Raw genomic sequence first — 12,686 nt, forward strand, 5'->3', positions numbered from 1 at the left:
GATAAGTTGGCGGGCAAGGTCGCGCGGGGGGTGGGCTGGACCCCCGCGGGCGCGCTGTGACGCACCCCCGGGAGCGGCCCGCGCCCGGGGGGGGGCCCCGGGCCTCTCCTGCGTCCTGGGGGTCACTCGAAGCTGACGTTGCCCTCGGCGTCGAGCGTGGCGGTGACGAGGGCGCTGTTGGTCGGGTCGTCGGCCGCGGCCACCTGGCAGTCCAGCGTCAGGCCGTCCTCGGCGACGAGCACGGTGCGGTCGCCGGCGTCGCAGGTGGAGACGACCTCGAGGCCGGTGCTCGCGGCGAACTGCTCGCTCAGGGTCGCCTCGACGTCGGCCACGTGCACGTAGACCTGGTCGCTGTCGATGGTCACGTTGCCCTCGTCGTCGGTCTGCTCGACGGTGAAGGTCACCTCCTGGCCCTCCAGCTGCGCGGTGCAGGTGGTGACCGTGCCGGCGGCGAGCTCGACGTCCTCGGGGCAGCTGACGTCGGTGACGGTGACGCCGGCCTGCTCCTGCGCGACGGCGGCGATCTGCCGCTCGGCCTCGGCGGTGTCGAGCACCTTGCTGCCGAGGAGGAGGAAGGCGCCGACGCCGAGCGCGGCGACGACGAGCACCGCGAGGACGCTGCCGACGATCGCGCCGGTGCGCTTCCTGGGGGGCTGCTGGCCGTAGGGGGCGCCGGGGCCGTCCCAGCCGTTGGGGGCGGGGAAGGGCGCCGGGGCGTAGGGGCCCTGCGGGGCGCGCGGCTGGGCGTTGCGGGGGTCGTGGACCTGGGTCACGGGGTGCTCCTCGGTGCGGTCCCGGGGCCGTCCCCGGGTGCTCGGGAGCACCGTCCCGCCGCCCGCTTGCAGCGCCCTTCGGGACGACTTGCGGTCCACGGCAAGTGGCGGTGACCGGCGCGCCCGGCAGGGATCGAACCTGCGACCAAGTGCTTAGAAGGCACCTGCTCTATCCGCTGAGCTACGGGCGCTCGGTCGCCGATGATGACACCTCCACGGCGCCGGGGGTGAGCGGGTGACGACCGGGCCGGTCGCCGTCCACAGGCGCCGGGTCCTCCACAGGCCGCTCCCGGCGCCGCCACGGGCCCCCGCGCGGGACGAGGGTCGGGCCCGGACCGGCACCGTGCCGGCTCCTGGGACCCGAGGAGCACCGTGAGCACCACCGAGATCACCGTCGTCGGCAACGTCGTCACGTCACCCAGCCGCGTGCGCACGCAGAGCGGCACCGTCACCAACTTCCGCGTCGCCTCCACCGAGCGGCGCTGGGACAGCACCGCCCAGGGCTTCGTCGACGGCGCGACGTTCTTCGTCGACGTCGAGTGCTGGAACGAGCTGAGCGGCAACGTGTCGCACAGCGTCAGCAAGGGCGACCCGGTCATCGTCCGGGGCACGCTGCGCACCGACGAGTGGGAGAACGACACGGGCCGCCACAGCCGGCCGCGGGTCCGGGCCCGGACCGTGGGCTTCGACCTCAGCAAGGGCACCGCCGAGTTCCGCAAGACCCGGCGGACGGCGGCCGCGCCGCCGCCGGCCGAGCCGGTCGACGAGGCCGCCGACGGGCGGGACTATCCGGAGCCGGTCCAGCCGTTGTACGAGGTGGACCCCGACTCGTCCGCGGCCGGTGCGGCGCTCGACGCTCTGCCGGAACCGGCTCTCCACTAGCCGCCGCGAACTGGGAGGATCGGGGACGAGAACGCACGGGGGCCGGGCCGGGGCACGCACCGGCCCGCCCCTCCCTGCGCATCGACACCGCGCACCGACGGAAGGCTCGAACGCCCAGTGGCTCAGTACATCTACACCATGGCCCGTGCCCGCAAGGCGCACGGCGACAAGGTCATCCTCGACGACGTCACCCTGTCGTTCCTGCCCGGCGCCAAGATCGGCGTCGTCGGCCCCAACGGTGCGGGCAAGTCGACCGTCCTCAGGATCATGGCCGGGCTGGACCAGCCCTCCAACGGCGACGTGATGCTGGCCGCCGATGCGACCGTCGGCATCCTGCTGCAGGAGCCGCCGCTCAACGAGGAGCTCGACGTGCGCGGCAACGTCGAGGAGGCGGTCAAGCCGCTGCGCGACGCGCTGACCCGCTTCGAGGAGGTCAGCGCGGCGATGGGGGAGCCCGACGCCGACTTCGACGCGCTGCTGGCCGAGCAGGGCGAGCTGATGGAGGTCATCGAGCAGCACGACGGCTGGGAGCTGGACGCCCGCATCGAGCAGGCGATGGACGCGCTGCGCTGCCCGCCCGGCGACGCCGACGTCAGCGTCCTGTCCGGTGGTGAGCGCCGCCGCGTCGCGCTGTGCCGCCTGCTGCTCGAGGCGCCCGACCTGCTGCTGCTCGACGAGCCCACCAACCACCTCGACGCCGAGAGCGTCGCGTGGCTGGAGCAGCACCTCGAGAAGTACGCCGGCACCGTCGTCGCCGTCACCCACGACCGGTACTTCCTCGACAACGTCGCCCAGTGGATCCTCGAGCTCGACCGCGGCCGGGCCTACCCCTACGAGGGCAACTACTCCACCTACCTGGAGACCAAGGCCGCCCGCCTCAAGGTCGAGGGCGCCAAGGACGCCAAGCGGCAGAAGCGGCTGGCCGAGGAGCTGGAGTGGGTGCGGTCGGGCGCGAAGGCCCGCCAGGCCAAGAGCAAGGCCCGCCTCCAGCGCTACGAGGAGATGGCGGCCGAGGCCGACAAGTACCGCAAGCTGGACTTCGAGGAGATCCAGATCCCGCCGGGCCCGCGGCTGGGCAACGTGGTCGTCGAGAGCCACGACCTCACCAAGGGCTTCGGGGACCGCATCCTCATCGACGACCTGTCCTTCACGCTGCCGCGCAACGGCATCGTCGGCGTCGTCGGCCCCAACGGCGCCGGCAAGACCACGCTGTTCAAGATGCTGGTCGGCGAGGAGAAGCCGGACGACGGTGAGATCAAGGTCGGCGAGACCGTGAAGATCTCCTACGTCGAGCAGACCCGCAGCGGCATCGACCCCAAGAAGACGCTGTGGGAGGTCGTCTCCGACGGGCTGGACCACATCAAGGTCGGCAACGTCGAGATGCCCTCGCGGGCCTACGTCGCGGCGTTCGGCTTCAAGGGCCCGGACCAGCAGAAGCCGGCCGGCGTGCTCTCCGGCGGTGAGCGCAACCGGCTGAACCTGGCGCTGACCCTCAAGCAGGGCGGCAACCTGCTGCTGCTCGACGAGCCGACCAACGACCTCGACGTCGAGACGCTGACCAGCCTGGAGTCGGCGCTGCTGGAGTTCCCCGGCTGCGCCGTGGTGGTCAGCCACGACCGGTGGTTCCTCGACCGCGTGGCCACCCACATCCTCGCCTACGAGGGCGACTCGAAGTGGTTCTGGTTCGAGGGCAACTTCGCCGACTACGAGAAGAACAAGGTCGAGCGGCTCGGCCCCGAGGCCGCCCGCCCGCACCGTGCCACGTACCGCAAGCTGACCCGCGACTAGTTCGCGGTCGCACCCCACCGACGGCGGCCGGAGCACCCGCTCCGGCCGCCGTCGGCGTCCGCGGGCGCCGAGTGTGCACACGACGCGGGCAGGCGGCGGTCCGGGGCGCGGTGCGCGCACACGGCGTCGGGAGCCGCGGTCGACGGGCGCGGGAGGCGTGCGGCAGGGTGTCGGACCGTGCGGTTCACGGTGCAGGTCCCGATGCGCTGGTCGGACATGGACGCCTACGGCCACGTCAACAACGTCGTCCACCTGCAGTACTTCGAGATGGCGCGGGTCGCGCTGTTCTTCGAGCGGGCGTCGCTGGAGGAGCGCACCGGGCTGCGCCGCGGCACCGTCGTCGCCGCCCACGAGATCGCCTACAAGCGGCCGGTCGTCTACTCCGCCCGGCCGCTGGACGTGCAGATCTGGGTGTCGGGCGTCCGGGCGGCCGCCTTCACCTGCCACTACGAGGTCTTCGACCACGAGCGGCTCGCCGTCACCGGCAGCACGCTGCTGGTGCCCTTCGACTTCTCCATCGACCGGCCGCGCCGGCTCACCCCGGACGAGAAGGACTTCCTCGCCCGCTGGGCCGACGAGCCGGAGGCCTGAGCCCGGGGGTCACCAGCGGGCGGCCGGCGCGCCCTGCACCACGCCGCTGCCGGCGTGCACCCAGTCGCGCGGGGGAGCGGTCTCCACCACCCGCTTGCCCAGCGGGAACAGCCCGACGGCGGCCAGCTTGAACGACGCGATCCCGAACGGGATCCCGACGACCGTCACGCAGAAGGCGATCCCGGCGAGCACGTGCAGCAGCGCCAGCCACCACCCGGCGACGAGGAACCACACCAGGTTCCCGATCGCCGAGGCGACGCCGGCGCCCGGCGCCCGCACCGTCGTCCGGCCGAAGGGCCACACCACGAACCCGGCGAGCCGGAACGCGGCGATGCCGAACGGGATGGTCACCACCAGCAGGCAGGCCACGACGCCGGCGAGCGCGTAGGCCAGGGCGAGCAGCCAGCCGTGCAGGACCAGCCAGACCAGGTTCAGCAGCGTGCGGAGGGTGTCCACACACAGACGACGGACCGCGGGCGCGCCGGGTTCCGCGCCGTCGGGACGGTCCGCGGGCGGACGACGGGCACCCGGCCACGGCAGGATCGCGACCGCCGGCGCGGTCGGCCGACCGGCCGGGCCCACCCGAGAGGAGCCGGTCCGCGATGACCACCGACACCCGCGCACCCGCCGTCGAGGACTCGGCCACCGACACGGCCACCGAGGCCCTCGCCGGGCGCCTGTTCGACACCGTGCTGGCCTGCCTCGACGCCCAGGCGATCGCGATCGGCGACCGGCTCGGCTACTACCGGGCCCTCGCCGACGGCGACGCGCTCACCTCCGCCGAGGTGGCCGAGCGCACCGGGACGGCGGAGCGCTACGTGCGCGAGTGGCTGGAGCAGCAGGCCGTCACCGGGATCCTCATCGCCGCCGACGACCCCGACCGCCCCGGCGACGCGCGGGCCCGCCGCTTCACCCTCCCACCCGGTCACCGCGCCCCTCTCCTCGACGTCCTCAGCGGCGACCACCTCCTCCCGCTGGTCCGCTTCGTCGTCGCGGCCGGCCGGCAGGCCGACGCACTGGGCCGAGGTGCACCGCACCGGCGGCGGCATCTCCTGGGCGCAGCAGGGCGCCGACGTCCGGGAGGCGCAGGCCGCCGCGAACCGGCCGCTGTTCCTCGGCCCGCTGGGGCGCGAACACCTCCCGTCGATCCCCGACGTCGACGCGGCGCTGCGGCGCGGCGGCCGGGTCGCCGACGTCGGCTGCGGGTACGGCTGGTCCTCGATCGGCATCGCGCTGGCCTACCCCGCGGCGACCGTCGACGGCTTCGACGTCGACGCGCCGTCGGTGGAGGCGGCCCGCCGCAACGCGGCCGAGGCCGGGGTCGCCGACCGGGTCCGGTTCGCCGTCACCGACGCCGCGACGGTGTCGGGCACCTACGACGTCGTCACGGCCTTCGAGTGCGTGCACGACCTGGCCGACCCCGTGGCGGTGCTCGCGGCCATGCGGCGGCTGGCCGGGGACGGCGGCGCGGTCCTCGTCGTGGACGAGCGGGTGGCCGAGGAGTTCACCGCCCCCGGCGACGACGTCGAGCGGCTGATGTACGGCTACAGCCTGGTGTGCTGCCTGCCCGACGGGCTCTCGACCCGGCCCTCGGCCGCGACCGGGACCGTCATGCGGCCGGCCACGCTGCGCCGGTACGCGCGCGAGGCGGGCTTCACCGACGTCGAGGTGCTCGACGTCCGGGACGAGGTCTTCCGCTTCTACCGGCTGGTCTGAGCCCTCAGCCGGCCACGATCCGCGGCACCGGCCGGTCCGCCCCCGTCGGCGCCCCGCGGCGGGCGGCCTCCTCCTCCGGCACCGGCCGGACGACGGCGCCCTCGGCGATCCCCGCCCCCGCGAACACCGCCGCGTTGATCCCGCCGCGGTGCACCATCGCCTTCACCAGACGGGCGCCGGTGAGCCGCTCGAGGTGCGCGCACGGCGGGCAGCGCTTCACCCCGAACAGCAGCGCGTCGCCGACGGCGAACCACCGGCCCACCAGCGAGGGCAGGTCGACCCCCGTGGTGACCAGGTTGCGGCGGGTGTCCCCGGGCGTCAGCGGCACGCCGACCTCGTCCGCGACCGCCGCGACGTCGTCGGCGTCGATCAGCGTGAGCTGCTTCTCCAGGTCCGGGTAGCGCGCCCACGTGCCGCCGCCGAGGGCGTAGCGGTCACCCTCCAGCCCGCGCCCGGCCAGCAGCCGCCCGGCGGGGACCCGCCGCATGGGCGCGGCGGCGGCCGGGGTCGTCCAGATCTCGAGGACGGTCATCGCGGGACCTCCGGGGCGGGGGAGCGCCGGCGGCGGCGCGGGGGCGGGGCGTCGTCGGCGCCGCGGGCGTCGAGCGCCTCGCTCACGTCGTGGGCCATCTGCAGGACCTGCACCAGCAGCGGGGCGACGGTCGTCCGCAGCCCGCGCAGGCCGTGCGGGGAGCCGCCGCGGGCCGCCTGCGCCTCCCGGATGCGGTCCGCCCGCTCGACGAGCACCGGGATGAACCGCAGCGCCATGGTGACCACCAGCCCGACCCGTGCCGGCCGCACCCCGACCAGCCGCAGCGGGGCGGCCAGCCGCTCGACCACCGCCACCATCGCGCTCACCCGCGTCGTCGCCGTCACCACGGCCGCGGCCAGCACCAGCGTGAGCAGGCGCAGCCCGACGTGCGCGCCGGTGCGCAGGTCGGTGGTCAGCGCGTGCACGACCAGCAGCGCCAGCACCCACCACAGCACCGCCCGCGCCTGCCGCGCCAGCACCGCGACCGGCAGCCGGGCCACCAGCAGCCCGACGGCCAGCACGCCCGCCAGGGCCACACCGGCCGCGGTCAGCGTCGGCAGCCAGAACAGCGTGACGGCGAGGACGGCGAGGGCGAGCAGCTTCGCCCCGGCCGGCAGCCGGTGGACGACGCCGTCCCGCGGGACGTACAGCGCGAGGGTCACCGGCCGGCCATCAGCGCGCGGTAGGCGGCCACGGCCGGGCCGGGGGCGGCGTCCTCCACCACCCGGCCGCGGTCGACGACCAGCACCCGGTCGAAGCCGTCGAGCAGGTCCAGTTGGTGGGTGACGACGACCACCTGCTGCTCCAGCCCGGCGATCAGCTCGGCCACCCGCCGGGCGTTGACCAGGTCCAGGAGCGTCGTCGGCTCGTCGAACACGATGCGGGCGGGGCGCATGACCAGCACGCCGGCGATGGCCAGCAGCTGCTTCTGCCCACCCGACAGCAGGTGTGCGGGGTGGTCGGCGTGCCCGGCCAGGCCGTAGCGGGCCAGCACCTCGGCGACACGGGTGGCCCGCTCGTCCGGCGGGACACCCTGGTTCTCCAGCCCGTAGGCGACGTCCTCGGCGACCGTGGGGTGCACGATCTGCGCGTCGGGGTCCTGGAAGACGAACCCGACGCGGCGCCGCACGGCGCGCACCTGGGTGCGCGTGTCCAGCCCGTCGACCAGCACCCGCCCCTCGGTGGGCACGACCAGGCCGTTGAGCAGGCGGGCGAAGGTGCTCTTGCCCGAGCCGTTGGCACCGACGACGCCGACCCGCGGCTCGGTCAGGGTGAGGTCGAGGTCCTCGAGCACCACCCGCTCGCCGTACCGGTGCCCGACGCCGCGCAGCTCGATGCCGCGCCTCGGCTCCGCGAGCTCGTCCGCGGCGGGCGCCGGACCGGGACGGCGGAGCCTCACCGGGTGCCGGCCGCCCGGCGGGGACGGTCGATGACGGGGTAGCTGCGCCGGACGACGTCGGCGACGGCCGCGGCGACGAAGGCCTTGAACAGGTCGCCGGGGATGAAGACGGCGGCGCCGGTCCACAGCGCGGTGCCCCAGTCGAGCCCGGCCACGGCCTTGAGCACCGGGACGCCCACGGCGTAGACCACGACGATCCCGCCGACGACGTTGGCCACCAGGCCCCAGCCGACGTTGTAGCGGTCCCAGACCCGCTCGGTCAGCCAGCCGACGACGAACGCGGCGAGCGGCCAGCTGTAGAGGTACCCGGCCGTGGCGCCGGCGAAGGGCGCCAGGCCGCCGGCGCCGCTGGCCAGCAGCGGCAGCCCGACCGCCACCAGGACCAGGAACAGCAGGACGGCGAGGAAGCCGCGGCGGGCACCCAGGACGCTGCCGGCCAGCATGACGCCGAGGGTCTGCGCGGTGATCGGCACCGGCCCCACGTTGATCGCCGGCAGGGTCCCCAGCGCGGCGATGATCGCGGCGAAGAGGGCGACGTAGGCCAGGTCCCGGGTCTTCACGGCGTCTCCTCCACAGGCAGCGGGACGGGCCCGCGCGGTCCCCGCGGAAGGTACCCGAGGGGCGCGCGGGACCGGCCCGGCGGGCGTCCCGGGACCCCGCCGGGCCCGTCGCCGTCGGTGTCCGGGCGCTCACCTGCAGATACGTCCGCCGGTTTGCCCGGGCCGCGCGCGACGTGTTTTCTGGGGTCGCTGAGGCCTTCGGCGGAGGCGAGGAACAGGCGGAATCTGCATGGCAACCGGGTGGTGGGCGTCACTGTGGTCGCGGGGACGTCACGAACCGCGGGACCCCACCGCCGAGCCCACCCGGGAGCCGCACCGGGACCCGTGGCCCGGGCGCGCCAGCGCCGCCCGGCCCGCCGCGGCGGCACCTCCGCCGCAGCCCCCGCCCGAGCCCCCGCCCGAGCCCCCGCCACCCGCCGTCGAGGAGCCGGTCACCCGGCCGGCGCCCCGGCCCACGCCGCTCCCGGCCCCGCCGGGTGCGGCACACGACGCCCCGGCGGCCGAGCCGCCGCAGGACGCCGTGCCTCCCCAGACGCCCGGCCCGTCCGGTCGACCCGGGCCGCCTCCCGGCCCGGTGCGCAGCCCGTCGCTGCGTCCCCCTCTCGAGACGACAGGAGCCCTTCCCATGGCCTCACTCGACACCGTCATCGCGGACCTGCTCGCGATCGAGGGCGCCAGCGGCGCCGCGATCGTCGACATCGACAGCGGCATGGCCCTCGCGTCCGGCGGCACGCCCGGCTTCGACCTCAACGTCGCGGCCGCCGGCAACTCCAACGTCGTGCGCGCCAAGCTGCGCACGATCAACGACCTCGAGCTCAAGGACGAGGTCGAGGACATCCTCATCACGCTGCAGAGCCAGTACCACCTGATCAACGTGCTCAAGGGGCAGGGCAACGCCGGCCTGTTCATCTACCTCGTGCTCAACCGCGTCACCGCCAATCTGGCGCTGGCGCGGCACAAGCTGCGCGCGGTCGCGGCGACCGTCAGCGTCTGAGCCGGCGGCGTCGGCACCCGACCCGGACGGGGGCCGGGGAGGGTGCCGACGCGGCGGCCCGGTGGCCGAGCCCGGTCGTCAGGCGGCCGCCGTGGCGGCCTCGACGATGCGGTCGCGCACCGCGTCGACGGCGAGCTCGCCGGTGTCGATCCACCGGGCGACGCGGCCGCCGGCGACGATGCCGACCCGGTCGCAGCACTCGGCCAGCTCGTCGGGGTCCACCGACACGACGACGACCGAGGTCCCGTGCGCGGTCGCCTCGTCCAGCAGCCGGCGGACCTGCCGCCGGGCCCGCACGTCCAGGCCGCGGGTGGGCTCGTGGAGGACGACGACGTCGCGCGCGCACTCCGACATCCACCGGGCGAGCGCGAGCTTGTGCTGGTCGCCGCCGGACAGCGCCCCGAACACCGTGCGGATGCTCAGCGTCTTCACGTCCATCTGGTGCACGGTGCGGATGACCCCGCGCAGCCGGGCGATCTCCGTGCGCAGGTCCGACAGCGAGCCCCAGGCCTCCTGGGTCATCGTCCGGGCGATCGTCTCGCCGGGGTCCACGCCGTAGGCGTCCTCGTCCGGGCGGTACACCGGCAGCTCCAGCGCCGGGCCGTCCGCGGAGGACCCGAGCGAGCGCTCCTCGCCGAACAGCCGCAGCTCGTCGGTCACCGCCGGCAGCTCCCCGGACAGCGCGTCGGCGATCTCGCGGACGCCGGAGGACCGGTGCCCGGTCAGGCCGATCACCTCGCCGCGGCGCAGCAGCAGGTCGACGCCCTCGACCGCGCCCGGCACCCGCAGGTTGCGGACCCGCAGCACCACCTCGTCGGAGGGCACCAGCCGCGGCGAGAGGCGCACGGGGGCCTCCTCGGCCGCCGTGGGCCCGGCCGCCGCGGGCTCGGGCGCCGAGGCCACCCGGGGCTCCGGCGGCGTCACCGGCTCGCCGACGGTCTCCGCGGCCAGCCGCACCGGGTCCAGCCGGTCGGCCGGCGCGTCGAGGGCGATCCGCCCGTCGCGCAGGACGAGCACCCGGTCGACCACCTCGAGCATCTCGGGCAGCCGGTGGCTGATGTAGAGGACGCCGCGGCCCTGCCGGCTCAGCCGGCCGGCGACGGCGTGCAGGCGGCCCACCTCCGAGGGCAGCAGCGGCGCCGACACCTCGTCGAGCACCACCAGCCGGGTGTCCTCGGCGAGCACCCGGGCGGTCTCGACGAGGCCGTGCACGAAGTGCGGCAGGTCCCCGACGGGGGTGTCCGGGTCGACGTCGAGGGCGACCTCGGCGAGCAGCACCTGCGCCTGCCGGCGCAGCTCCCGCGGCGGCAGGCCGGCCTGGGTCGTGCCGCGGAGGACCGCCTGCGCGACGGTGAGCGCCGGGTCGATGTGGACCAGCTGCTCGACGACGCCGACGCCGAGGTGGCGGGCGTCGTCGGCCGACAGCGGCGCGTAGGGGTGGCCCTGCAGCGTCATGGAGCCGGCGTCGGCGGGGGTGATGCCGGCGATGACGTCGCCGAGGGTGGACTTGCCGGCCCCGTTGGTGCCGACGAGCCCGACGATCTCGCCCTCGTCGATGGTGAAGGAGACGTCCCGCAGGACGCGGCGGGCCCCGAAGGACTTCGTCAGGCCCTGGACCTGCAGCAACGTCATCGGTGGGCGCGCCTCCCCCGGCACAGGGCCGCCGACACGGGGTCGGTCGACCGCGGCGTCAGCGTCCCCCCGTGACGCTCAGTTCCGGATCCGATGCTACCCGCGTGCGGGCGCGGCGCCTCCCGGAGCGGAGGGCGCCGCGCCCGCCCCGCTCACGCCTGCAGCCAGACCGCCGAGTCGGTCGGCAGGGCGCCGCCGGCCACGTCGGCGCTGGCCAGCAGGACCCGGCCCTCGGGCAGCGGCACGGCCTGCGCGGAGAGGTTCACCAGGCACACCAGCCCGCCGGGACGGCGGAACGCGAGGCACCCCTCGGGCGCGGGCAGCCACTCCAGCGACTCGCCGGTGAAGGCCGGCGACGACGCCCGCAGCGCGAGCGCGGCCCGGTACAGCGACAGCACCGACGACGGGTCCGCGGCCTGCGCCTCGGCGGTCAGCGGCCCCCAGCCCCCGGGCATCGGCAGCCAGGTGTCCCGCTGCGCCGAGAAGCCGTAGGAGGGCTCGGTGCCCGACCACGGCACCGGGACGCGGCAGGCGTCGCGGCCGCGCTCGGTGTGCCCGGACCGCTCCCAGATCGGGTCCTGCAGCACCTCGTCGGGCAGGTCGACGTCGGGCATGCCGAGCTCGTCGCCGTTGTAGACGTAGGCCGCGCCGGGCAGCGCGAGCTGCAGCAGCGCCGCGGCGCGCGCCCGCCGGGTGCCCAGCCCGCCGCCGCCGTAGCGGGTCACGTGCCGGGGCCGGTCGTGGTTGGACAGCACCCAGCAGGCCGGCGCCGGGACGTGGGCCACCGACTCCAGCGAGTGCACCACGGCGTCGCGCAGGTCGTCGGCGTCCCAGTCGGCGGTGAGCAGCTTGAAGTTGAAGGCCAGCTGCAGCTCGTCGGCGCGCAGGTAGTCGGCCAGGCGGTCGTCGTCGGAGACCCACACCTCGCCGACGGCCATGGTGCAGGGGTACTCGTCGAGGACGGCGCGGATGCGCCGGTGCACCTCGTGCACCCCGTCGTTGTCGAACCGGTGGTCGCCCGGGCCGTGGTCGTCGAGCAGCCCGGTGTCCTCCATGGGCTCCATGTCGGGCAGGCCGTCGGGCTTGGCCATGCCGTGGGCGACGTCGATGCGGAAGCCGTCGACGCCGCGGTCGAGCCAGAACCGCATGGTCTCCTCGAGGTCGGCGAGCACCTCGGGGTTGGTGAAGTCCAGGTCGGGCTGCTCGGGCGCGAAGATGTGCAGGTACCACTGGCCGTCGGGCACCCGCGACCACGCCGGCCCGCCGAAGACCGACGGCCAGTTGTTCGGCGGCTCGGCGCCGTCGGGCCCGCGGCCGTCCCGGAACAGGTAGCGCGCCCGCTCGGGCGAGCCGGGGCCGGCGGCCAGGGCCGCCTGGAACCACTCGTGCCGGTCGGAGGTGTGGTTGGGCACCAGGTCGACCGTCACCCGGATGCCGGCCGCGTGCGCCTCGGCCAGCAGCGCGTCGAACTCGGCGAGGTCGCCGAACACCGGCTCGACGTCGCGCGGGTCGGCGACGTCGTAGCCGTGGTCGGCCATCGGCGAGGGGTAGAAGGGCGTGATCCACAGCGCGTCGACGCCGAGGTCGACCAGGTGCGGCAGCCGGGCGCGGATGCCGGCGAGGTCGCCGACGCCGTCGCCGCTGCCGTCGGCGAAGCTGCGGATGTAGACCTGGTAGAAGACCGCGTCGCGCCACCAGTCGGCGTCGGTGCGGCGGAACGGGCGGGCAGGGGTGAGGGAACTCACCGGGCTCCTAGTGATCGAGGACGGCCCCCTCGCAGGGGCCCGCCGCGAGCGTGCGGGCGGTGGGGGGCGAGGGG

General features: G+C 75.3%; 13 protein-coding genes, 1 tRNA gene and 1 pseudogene. 6 read left to right on the top strand and 9 right to left on the bottom strand.

What is annotated here, in order from left to right; all coding sequences use genetic code 11:
- Nucleotides 1-122: 122 nt before the first annotated feature.
- Nucleotides 123-773, bottom strand: coding sequence for a DUF4333 domain-containing protein (locus ACI79Z_RS09540; RefSeq protein WP_456902470.1), 651 nt, complete (start codon nucleotides 771-773; stop codon nucleotides 123-125).
- Nucleotides 774-891: 118 nt separating this feature from the next.
- Nucleotides 892-964 (bottom strand) — tRNA-Arg (locus tag ACI79Z_RS09545).
- A 181-nt stretch (nucleotides 965-1,145) separates the two neighbouring features.
- On the opposite strand from ACI79Z_RS09545, the gene ACI79Z_RS09550 reads away from it, so the two are divergent.
- From ACI79Z_RS09550 to ACI79Z_RS09560, 3 genes are all read left to right on the top strand, one after another.
- Nucleotides 1,146-1,655 (top strand): single-stranded DNA-binding protein, encoded by a 510-nt coding sequence (locus tag ACI79Z_RS09550; RefSeq protein ID WP_387985553.1) that lies wholly within the window; start codon nucleotides 1,146-1,148, stop codon nucleotides 1,653-1,655.
- Nucleotides 1,656-1,772: 117 nt separating this feature from the next.
- A complete protein-coding gene (ettA, locus tag ACI79Z_RS09555; RefSeq protein WP_387985550.1) occupies nucleotides 1,773-3,443 on the top strand; it encodes an energy-dependent translational throttle protein EttA in 1,671 nt (556 codons plus the stop codon).
- A 177-nt stretch (nucleotides 3,444-3,620) separates the two neighbouring features.
- Nucleotides 3,621-4,034 carry an acyl-CoA thioesterase gene (locus ACI79Z_RS09560; RefSeq protein WP_387985547.1) on the top strand — a complete coding sequence of 138 codons (414 nt, stop codon included), beginning with the start codon at nucleotides 3,621-3,623 and terminating at the stop codon, nucleotides 4,032-4,034.
- A 9-nt stretch (nucleotides 4,035-4,043) separates the two neighbouring features.
- On the opposite strand, the gene ACI79Z_RS09565 is transcribed toward ACI79Z_RS09560, so the two are convergent.
- A complete protein-coding gene (locus ACI79Z_RS09565; protein ID WP_387985545.1) occupies nucleotides 4,044-4,490 on the bottom strand; it encodes a YccF domain-containing protein in 447 nt (148 codons plus the stop codon).
- A 146-nt stretch (nucleotides 4,491-4,636) separates the two neighbouring features.
- On the opposite strand from ACI79Z_RS09565, the pseudogene ACI79Z_RS09570 reads away from it, so the two are divergent.
- Nucleotides 4,637-4,843 (top strand): annotated as a pseudogene (locus ACI79Z_RS09570) (hypothetical protein); the annotation flags it as partial.
- A 217-nt stretch (nucleotides 4,844-5,060) separates the two neighbouring features.
- Nucleotides 5,061-5,750, top strand: a complete 690-nt coding sequence (locus ACI79Z_RS09575) for a class I SAM-dependent methyltransferase (RefSeq protein ID WP_456902471.1) — start codon at nucleotides 5,061-5,063, stop codon at nucleotides 5,748-5,750.
- A gap of 4 nt (nucleotides 5,751-5,754) precedes the next feature.
- Here the strand turns inward: ACI79Z_RS09575 and ACI79Z_RS09580 are convergent, their stop codons facing one another.
- From ACI79Z_RS09580 to ACI79Z_RS09595, 4 genes are read right to left on the bottom strand one after another with little or no spacing between them, the layout of a single operon-like run.
- Complete coding sequence (locus tag ACI79Z_RS09580; RefSeq protein ID WP_387985539.1) at nucleotides 5,755-6,282, bottom strand: MOSC domain-containing protein; 528 nt, start codon at nucleotides 6,280-6,282, stop codon at nucleotides 5,755-5,757.
- On the bottom strand, nucleotides 6,279-6,944 hold the full coding sequence (locus ACI79Z_RS09585; RefSeq protein WP_456902472.1) for an energy-coupling factor transporter transmembrane component T family protein: 666 nt from the start codon (nucleotides 6,942-6,944) through the stop codon (nucleotides 6,279-6,281). Before ACI79Z_RS09585 ends, ACI79Z_RS09580 begins: the two co-directional genes overlap by 4 nt.
- Nucleotides 6,941-7,681, bottom strand: coding sequence for an energy-coupling factor ABC transporter ATP-binding protein (locus ACI79Z_RS09590; protein ID WP_456902473.1), 741 nt, complete (start codon nucleotides 7,679-7,681; stop codon nucleotides 6,941-6,943). Before ACI79Z_RS09590 ends, ACI79Z_RS09585 begins: the two co-directional genes overlap by 4 nt.
- Complete coding sequence (locus tag ACI79Z_RS09595) at nucleotides 7,678-8,241, bottom strand: biotin transporter BioY (protein ID WP_387985531.1); 564 nt, start codon at nucleotides 8,239-8,241, stop codon at nucleotides 7,678-7,680. Before ACI79Z_RS09595 ends, ACI79Z_RS09590 begins: the two co-directional genes overlap by 4 nt.
- 625 nt (nucleotides 8,242-8,866) lie before the next feature.
- On the opposite strand from ACI79Z_RS09595, the gene ACI79Z_RS09600 reads away from it, so the two are divergent.
- The gene (locus ACI79Z_RS09600) at nucleotides 8,867-9,235 is read left to right on the top strand and encodes a hypothetical protein (RefSeq protein ID WP_387985528.1); all 369 of its coding nucleotides are present in this window, start codon (nucleotides 8,867-8,869) and stop codon (nucleotides 9,233-9,235) included.
- 78 nt (nucleotides 9,236-9,313) lie between these two features.
- On the opposite strand, the gene ACI79Z_RS09605 is transcribed toward ACI79Z_RS09600, so the two are convergent.
- Nucleotides 9,314-10,867 (bottom strand): ATP-binding cassette domain-containing protein, encoded by a 1,554-nt coding sequence (locus ACI79Z_RS09605; RefSeq protein WP_456902474.1) that lies wholly within the window; start codon nucleotides 10,865-10,867, stop codon nucleotides 9,314-9,316.
- A gap of 152 nt (nucleotides 10,868-11,019) precedes the next feature.
- Nucleotides 11,020-12,612, bottom strand: a complete 1,593-nt coding sequence (locus ACI79Z_RS09610) for a glycoside hydrolase family 13 protein (protein ID WP_387985523.1) — start codon at nucleotides 12,610-12,612, stop codon at nucleotides 11,020-11,022.
- Nucleotides 12,613-12,686 lie beyond the last annotated feature (74 nt).

The organism is Geodermatophilus sp. SYSU D00663 (genome assembly GCF_054050655.1).

What these genes read in the sequence shown, in the direction of transcription:
- ACI79Z_RS09580 (WP_387985539.1), bottom strand. Translation starts at nt 6,282, where the DNA reads ATGACCGTCCTCGAGATCTGGACGACCCCGGCCGCCGCCGCGCCCATG.
- ACI79Z_RS09600 (WP_387985528.1), top strand. Translation starts at nt 8,867, where the DNA reads ATGGCCTCACTCGACACCGTCATCGCGGACCTGCTCGCGATCGAGGGC.
- ACI79Z_RS09605 (WP_456902474.1), bottom strand. Translation starts at nt 10,867, where the DNA reads ATGACGTTGCTGCAGGTCCAGGGCCTGACGAAGTCCTTCGGGGCCCGC.